This window comes from Janthinobacterium sp. FT14W, assembly GCF_009208755.1.
Classification (GTDB): domain Bacteria; phylum Pseudomonadota; class Gammaproteobacteria; order Burkholderiales; family Burkholderiaceae_D; genus Janthinobacterium; species Janthinobacterium violaceinigrum.
On record NZ_WFLL01000089.1, the window covers coordinates 1 to 7,284 of the forward strand.

5 protein-coding genes and 1 pseudogene are annotated in these 7,284 nt (G+C 64.9%); 1 reads left to right on the top strand and 5 read right to left on the bottom strand.

Annotated elements, in window-relative coordinates:
• Nucleotides 1–426, bottom strand: a pseudogene (locus GCN74_RS27805) (DNA polymerase Y family protein); the annotation flags it as partial.
• Nucleotides 356–1,066, bottom strand: a complete 711-nt coding sequence (gene imuA / locus GCN74_RS27810) for a translesion DNA synthesis-associated protein ImuA (RefSeq protein ID WP_152259658.1) — start codon at nucleotides 1,064–1,066, stop codon at nucleotides 356–358. The pseudogene GCN74_RS27805 and the gene imuA, both read right to left, overlap by 71 nt.
• A gap of 205 nt (nucleotides 1,067–1,271) precedes the next feature.
• Between imuA and GCN74_RS27815 the strand changes: the two genes are divergently transcribed.
• On the top strand, nucleotides 1,272–2,537 hold the full coding sequence (locus GCN74_RS27815; RefSeq protein WP_152259655.1) for a putative Na+/H+ antiporter: 1,266 nt from the start codon (nucleotides 1,272–1,274) through the stop codon (nucleotides 2,535–2,537).
• 65 nt (nucleotides 2,538–2,602) lie between these two features.
• Here the strand turns inward: GCN74_RS27815 and GCN74_RS27820 are convergent, their stop codons facing one another.
• From GCN74_RS27820 to GCN74_RS27830, 3 genes are all read right to left on the bottom strand, one after another.
• Nucleotides 2,603–4,648 (bottom strand): GNAT family N-acetyltransferase, encoded by a 2,046-nt coding sequence (locus tag GCN74_RS27820; protein ID WP_152259656.1) that lies wholly within the window; start codon nucleotides 4,646–4,648, stop codon nucleotides 2,603–2,605.
• Between the two features lie 83 nt (nucleotides 4,649–4,731).
• Nucleotides 4,732–5,946 (bottom strand): MFS transporter, encoded by a 1,215-nt coding sequence (locus tag GCN74_RS27825; protein ID WP_152259657.1) that lies wholly within the window; start codon nucleotides 5,944–5,946, stop codon nucleotides 4,732–4,734.
• Between the two features lie 333 nt (nucleotides 5,947–6,279).
• The coding region (locus GCN74_RS27830; RefSeq protein WP_226939271.1) for an alpha/beta hydrolase family esterase at nucleotides 6,280–7,284 on the bottom strand (1,005 nt) is incomplete at its 5' end.

The following is a 7,284-nucleotide window of genomic DNA, read 5'->3' on the forward strand; positions in this document are numbered from 1 at the left end:
GGCGCCGCGCGCCGTGGGGGCGCACGACAGCTGGCCCGTGTAGCCCAGCGCGCGCAAGCTGGCCGCAATCTGCCGGCACAGGGCGCGCACGCCGCCGAACAGGCGCAGGCTGGCGCCCGCGTCGACCAGCAGGGTCGCTTCCTCCGCCTGCGCCACCAGCGGAGAATATTGCAGCAGCGCCAGCGCCACCGCTTGCAGGGCCTGCGCTTCCAGCTGGGGCGAGCGTTCGTGCAGGCGCGCCTGCGGCGCCAGCATCAGCGCGCCCGCGCGGCGCATGCCGGGCCGGATGCCGGCCTCCCGCGCCAGCGGCGACACGGCCATCACTTGCTCCTGCTCCAGCACCACGCCCAGGTGGTCAGCCGACCAGCGCGGGCAAAATACTTCGAGCGGGAGCCGGGGCAGGCACAGGCCGATCCAGAGTCGCATGACGCAGCAATAATGAAGGAGGTTGCAGGGGCAGGAACAGCGGCGCATCGCGCTGCGGTCCCCGGCGCTTGATGAAGCCGATTTCGATGCCGCCGGCGGCCGGGCGCACGGACAGGCGCAGGGGCGCCGGCGACGCATCCTGCGCGCCGTGCAAGGGACGCAGCATGCAGAACACGGTGTTGCCCCCTTGCGCGGCCAGGTGCAGGCGGCGCAGGCTGTCGGCGCGCACGTGCGATTGCCAGAACAGCAAGGCGCCGCAACTGCCGCTGCGCAAGATGTTTTCCGCCGCCCACAAGGCATCCTTGCTGCCGGCACTCTTGAGCCACAGCAGTTGCGATGGCGCCAGTCCCTGCGCGGCCAGGGCCAGCGCCTGCGGCGGATGGGGCGGCTGCAGCAGCACGATGGGCAAGCCCGGCAATTGCGCCAAGGCGGGCGCCAGCAGCCGCAATTCGCCGCTGCCCGGCTGCTGCACCAGCAGATCGATGAGGCTGCCGCAGGGCCAGCCGCCGCCGGGCAGCTGCGCGGACAGGGCGGCAAAGCCCGTGTCCAGGCAGCGCGTGGCGCCCTGCCCCAGCTGCGATGCGCGCCACAGGGACGGGTGCAAGGCTTCCGGCGCGGCCATCAATTGAGAATGTTGCATCATGACTCATCAGGATTAATACTGTATACATATACAGTACTATCTGATCCTGCTTTTGGCAAGGCATATCTGCGTCTTGCCACCCGCAGGCCGTCCCGCCACGTCCGAAAAACACCGTTTTTCACATCGATTGCTGTACCATAAGCACTCTCCTTACCGCTCGGCAATGCACCGGGCGGCTTCCTCCGTCCATAAGGAAACGCATTTGACCACCATCCAAATCATCAGCGCCATCGTCTTCGGCCTTGCGCTCATCCACACCTTCGCCGCGAAGTCGTTTGAAACATTGGCGAGCCGCCATCCGCGCCATGCGGGCCTGCTGCATTTGCTGGGCGAAGTGGAAGTCGTGTTCGGCTTCTGGGCCTTCATTTTGATCATCATCATGGCCTTTGTCTCGGGCAGCGATGCGGCCATCGAGTACGCCGAGTCGCGCCATTACACGGAACCGCTGTTCGTCTTTGTCGTCATGGTGGTGGCCGCCTCGCGCCCCGTGCTCGACGCCGTGCAGCGCCTGCTCAAGGGGGTGGCGCGCGTGATGCCGCTGCGCACGGAACTGGCCCTCGTCTGGCTGGGCCTGGCGCTCGTGCCCCTGACGGGCTCGATGATCACGGAACCGGCCGCCATGACCCTGGCCGCGCTGATGCTGGCGCCGCAGATTTTTCGCCCGGGCATCCCTGAATGGCTGAAATATGGCGCGCTGGGCGTGCTGTTCGTCAACGTTTCCATCGGTGGCACCTTGACCTCGTACGCGGCGCCGCCCGTGCTGATGGTGGCCACCACATGGAACTGGGACAGCGCCTACATGGCCAGCCATTTCGGCTGGAAGGCCGCCATCGCCGTGCTGCTCAACGCCACGGGCGTGAGCATCCTGCTGCGCAAATATCTGCACAGCAATACATCCGGCATCAAGCCGAAAGTGGGCGAGGCGGAAGCGCCGAAAGTGCCGCTGGCCGTCAGCCTCGTGCACATGATCGTGCTGGCCGGCGTGGTCACGCTGGCGCACCATCCCGTGCTGTTCGTCGGCCTGTTCCTGTTCTTCCTCGGTTTCGTGCAGGCGTACGAGCGCTACCAAAGCCCGCTAATCCTGAAAGAGGGCTTGCTGGTCGGCTTCTTCCTGGGCGGCCTGGTGGTGCTGGGCGGCATGCAGCAATGGTGGCTGCAGCCCATCGTTTCCAGCCTGAAGCCGCTGGCCCTGTTCTTCGGCGCGCTGGGCTTGACGGCCATTACGGACAATGCGGCCCTGACTTACCTGGGCTCGCTGATCGTCGGCATGACGGACGAAGCGAAATACATGCTGGTGGCGGGCGCCGTGGCCGGCGGCGGCCTGACCGTCATCGCCAACGCACCGAATCCGGCCGGCGTGGCCCTGCTGCGCCGCGGCTTCAAGGATGAGTCGATCGGCGCCGTCGGCCTGCTGGCGGGCGCCCTGCTGCCGACGGCCGTGGCGGCCCTGGCCTTCCTGGCCCTGTAATTGCATCACGGGGCGGCTGCCGGCCGCCCCTGTTCTCCCTCGGTTTCCTTCCTCAGTTTCCTTCCTCAGTTGCCCTCGTACACGAGGAAGTGCAGCCGGTCATAGAACAGGCTGTAGGCATAGTCGAACGTGCCCACGCTGCGAAAACCCATGTGCAGATACACTTGCAGCGCTTCGCTCTTTTCCCACACCGTCAAGGTGATGCGCGCGCAGCCCTTGCGGCTGGCCAGGTCGCGGATCTCATGGAACATTTGCCGGAACAAGCCCTGCCCCCGGTATTTCTCGTCGATGGCCAGGCTGCTGACGAAACAGTCGTCGGCGCGCGCATGCGCGAGCACGAAGGCGTCATATGCATCGTCGAGCGCCTTCATGTCGTCGCGGTAATACGAGACGGCGCCGCAAGCCTGGAACTCGGCCATCGTCGCGGCCGTGAAAAAACCGATGAAGCGCTCGTCCTCGTCATGCAGGCCGTGGATATGCGCCAGATACGGGTCGATGTTCTGCCGCCGCTGCAGTTCGACGAACTGCAGATTGAGCTTATTGCCGAACGAGCAGTATTCGAGGTAACTGGTGGCAAACAGCAGCTTTGCCATGCGGTTCTTCGCCTCGTCGCCCAGCAGTTCGCCCGGCACCAGCCTGAGCGGCGCGTGCGACAGCAGGCCCGCCTGGCCTTCCTCATCGGGCGCGGCCACGTCGCTGGCCACGGGCAGGCGGCTGGCATGGCGGCCCACGGTGGGACGCCAGAAATTACCGGCGGCAATATGCTGCGAACGGTGGGCCAGCAGGTAGCGGCAAAAGACGTCATTCACGCGGTCCAGCTGCGGGTCGTCCGACAGCACCGAGTAATAGTGGAAATGGTCGATTTCCGCCCGCAGCTGGGCCGCATACGCCATGCGCGGCACTTCCTCGATGTCGAACACATCGACGATATTGACCAGGCTCAAAGGATCGTCCAGCTGCCAGTCGATTTCATCGAGCCTGGCCACGCAGCGCGCATAGGCGCGCCGCTCTTCGTCGCTCAGGGGGATGTGCATATCGGTAATGATATCGTCCAGCAAACGCATGCCGCGGATGCCGCCCGCCACCGCTTCGCGCACGCCGTCATACAGCACGCAATAGCGCTGGTAGAACTCGGCATGGCTGAGCAGGGTCACACCCAGGTTTTTCTTCCATTCGGCATAGAACTGGCCGAACAGCCGCGCCTCGAATTGCGGGCAGGAACGGGGAATCTCGCCGTCGATACCCGCATAGGCGAGATTCACATTGCGCTGGATCACGCGCAGCGCCGCATCGTTCTTCTTGGCGATCAGCATGCCCGTTTCATCGAGAAACAGATTCATCCAGCTCACATGCCGGCGCGCTTCGCCGTCGCCGTCCCTGTCCCTGTCCCTGTGCTGGAAATAGTCGGGCACTTCCGGCTTCATCAGGAAAATCGTCGCCGGATTATGCGGGATCGTATCGACATCCATATACATGCCGCCGTATTCGCACATGATGAGGATGCGGAAATAATCGGACAGGGTGGCGAAGTAGCGCTGCGTATGCAGGGTGTCGAGCAGGTCGAAGCGGGCCGGCGCGAAGTCCAGCGCCAGCGCGCGCAGCGAGTTGATATGCAGGGTCGTGCCGCCGATGGCGTAGCGGCCTATCGTGTAGCGCCCGGCGCCGCCCGTGGGGCTGAAGCGCTCGTCATTGCGCAGCTGCTGTGCATCCCAGGCCCACAGGATGGAGACATACGGCGCGCCGCCGTTGTGCCGCACGTCGTCCAGCGCCGCGCCCCACTGCCCGATGGCGTCGCAGGCGATGGCCGGCAATGGTCCGCCCATCCAGATGCGGTGCAGGTAGCGCTCGTCGTCGCCGAGCGCGCGCGTGGGGATGCAGCTGAGCGAGGAACAGCTTGCCGCATTGAAATGGTTGAAGTTCAGGGCGACGAAGCTGCGCAGGGCGGCGATGCCCGCCTGGTGCTCCGCGGCCAGCTGTTCCAGGTCGCTGCCGGCGGGACGGACGTCGGCCAGGGTGATGTAATCGAGTTTCAGCCGGTTGATGCGGAACTCGTATTCCAGGTTGAAAATCTTTGCTTGATCGTGTTTCGAGGCCAGGTCATCTATTTTCATGAGCGCACCATTTTCCGCAGGAGAGTGTCAATAAGCTTCACAGGGGGTAAATCCACGTCAACAACATGCGCAGCGTTGCGCCATCAGTGCCGGGCCAGCCGCACCTCGCTTTCCCGGCCCCCCGCCATGCCCCGCGTAAACAGCAGCAGGCAGGCGGCAATGACCACGATGACGGGGACATTCAGCAGCGCATACGTTTCCAGCGCATAGCCGAAGCGCTGGCACAGCACGTTGTACAGCTGCAGCCAGGCGGACAGATAAATGCAGTACAGCAAGCTCATGGCGGCCGTCGTCAGTGTCATCGACTCCTTGCTGGCCGTGATCGCGCTGCGGATCAGGGCGCCGTTGAACAGGCCGAAGCCAATGGAATAGATAAACATGCAGGCGGCAAACACATCGGCGTGATGGCGGCCCGCGCCCGCGCCCAGCATGCCGGCCGCCGCGATCAGCCCGCCCAGGCGCAGCAGGTAGACGAGGGGGAAATCCTGCCGCAGGCGCTGGATGGCGATGCTGCTGAGCACAAAGCCGGACAGGATCACGCATTGCAGGGCGATATACGTGGCGTAGGAGGCGCCCATCTCCTGCAGCACGAAGATGGGCGAAAAGCCGATCCAGGCCGTCAGGGGCACGGTGGCCAGCCCGGCCGTGAACATGCCGAACATGAAGCGCCGATTGCTGAAAATGGCCGCGTAGCTGCGCACGATGGCGCCCAGCTCCAGCCGCGCCACCGCCGCCGGCGCGCGCGGCATGGTCTTGAACAGGCCCAGCAAGGACAGCAGCGCCAGCAGGCCGGAAAGGAAAAACACGTAGCGCCAGTCCAGCCGGCTGATGATGGCGCTGCCCAGGATGGGACCGGCCAGGGGCGCGAGGATGGTGGTGCTCGACAGGATGCTGCTCAGCTTGACGGCCGCCATGTCGTCGAACAGTTCATGGATCATGGCATAGCCGACGAAGATGAAGCAGCAGCCCATGCCCTGGATGAAACGCAGCACGAGAAATTGCTCGATCGAGGCGGCAAACGGCACGGCCAGCGTGGCCAGCAGGAACAAGGCATTGCCGGTCAAGACGAGCTTGCGCTTGCCGATGCAGTCGGCCAGCGGCCCCAGGAAAATCTGCAGGGAACTGCCGCCCAGCAGATACAGGCTCAGGGACAGGGGAACGAATTTGTTCTCCGCCTGGAACTCGCCGACGATGCCCAGCATCGCCGGCATGATCATGTCATTGGACAGATAGATATTCAGTTCAAAGACGAGAAAAAACGCAAAAAACCACAGCAACTGCTTGGACTTGATGGACATGGCGCGTTCCGTAACGTGGGTGGCTGCCGTCAGTGCATGTCGGCCGTCAGGGCATGGGACGGCCGATCAGAGTCGGCACTGAAAACGTGTACCAATTGTATACCAGTTACTATTTTTATCGCCTGTTTTTGTGATTTTTAAATACCGCAGCAATACCACTTACGAGAAACACGGCGTTTTACGACATTCGGCGCCGGGCCTGAAAAGGCTGCGCCAGCGCGCCGGCGCGGCCATGCGGCGGCGCGGCCGGCGATGCGGGGAAGGGAAAAGCGATGCGTACCAGTGCCTGCCTGCCGCCGCGCAACGCAACGTGACATGGCCCGACACGCTGTCTCAGGCGCGGCGCTGGCTGGCGAAGAAATCGAGCAGCATCTTGCTGGCGTCGGGTTTGGCCTTGTCGTTGAACGGCAGGCTGGCGTCGCCGCCGCTCCATGCATGCTCGAGATGCTCGACCTGCGCCACGCGCAGCAGCACCTGCTGGTCCACCTGATAATCGTGCAAGACGCACGCATGGGCCGGATTGCGCCCGCCCGCCGCGCCGCCGGGCAGGCGCTGCGCCGTCACCAGGGTATCGGCTGGCAGGCGGTTCACGCGCACGCACTGGCGCACCAGCTGCATCTGGTTGATGGGCCGCACCACCTTGTCGGCCTGCCCTTGCAGCAGGATGGTGGGCAGGCGGGGAAACGCGGGCTGGCGCGCCAGCACCTCATCGATGGCCGCATCGGCACGGGCCGCGGCGCCATGCTGCATCACCTGCAGCGCGCAGATCAGATTATGGCCGGCGCCAAACACGGGCCCGGAATGCAGGCCCAGCGCGGCGAACAGATGGGGATGGTTCAGGGCCACGATATGGGCCATGCCGGCGCCGGCGGAAATGCCGCAGATATAGATGCGCGCCCGGTCGATCGCATACCGGGCCGCCACCTGCTCGATGGCGCCGACGATCAGGCGCACGTCGCCGCCGCCGTCCTGCGTCAGCTTGTCGTACCACTTCCAGCAGCGGCGCGCATGCGAACGCAGCGATTGCTGCGGATACAGCACGGCATAGCCCTTGCGTTCGGCCAGGCGGTTCATGCGCGTGCCTTCGGCAAACTGCGTGGCGCTCTGCTCGCAGCCGTGCAGCATCACCAGCAGCGGCCGGCCCCGGCTGCGCATGGCGGCGCTCGGCGCCTTGTCGGGCAGGTACAGGAAATACGGCAGACGCCGGCCCGGCAACTGCCCCAGTTCCGGCAACGGCGCATAGTGGGCCGCCAGCCACTTGCCGGGCGGGGGCGCCGGGCGCTTGCGCGCACGCGGGGGCGGTCGGAGGTTCGTGGTGTAGGGCAAGCGTGTTCGAGA

Bases quoted from the DNA above. Each gene is read 5' to 3' on its own strand.
- GCN74_RS27825 (WP_152259657.1), bottom strand. From the start codon at position 5,946: ATGTCCATCAAGTCCAAGCAGTTGCTGTGGTTTTTTGCGTTTTTTCTC.
- GCN74_RS27820 (WP_152259656.1), bottom strand. From the start codon at position 4,648: ATGAAAATAGATGACCTGGCCTCGAAACACGATCAAGCAAAGATTTTC.
- imuA (WP_152259658.1), bottom strand. From the start codon at position 1,066: ATGCAACATTCTCAATTGATGGCCGCGCCGGAAGCCTTGCACCCGTCC.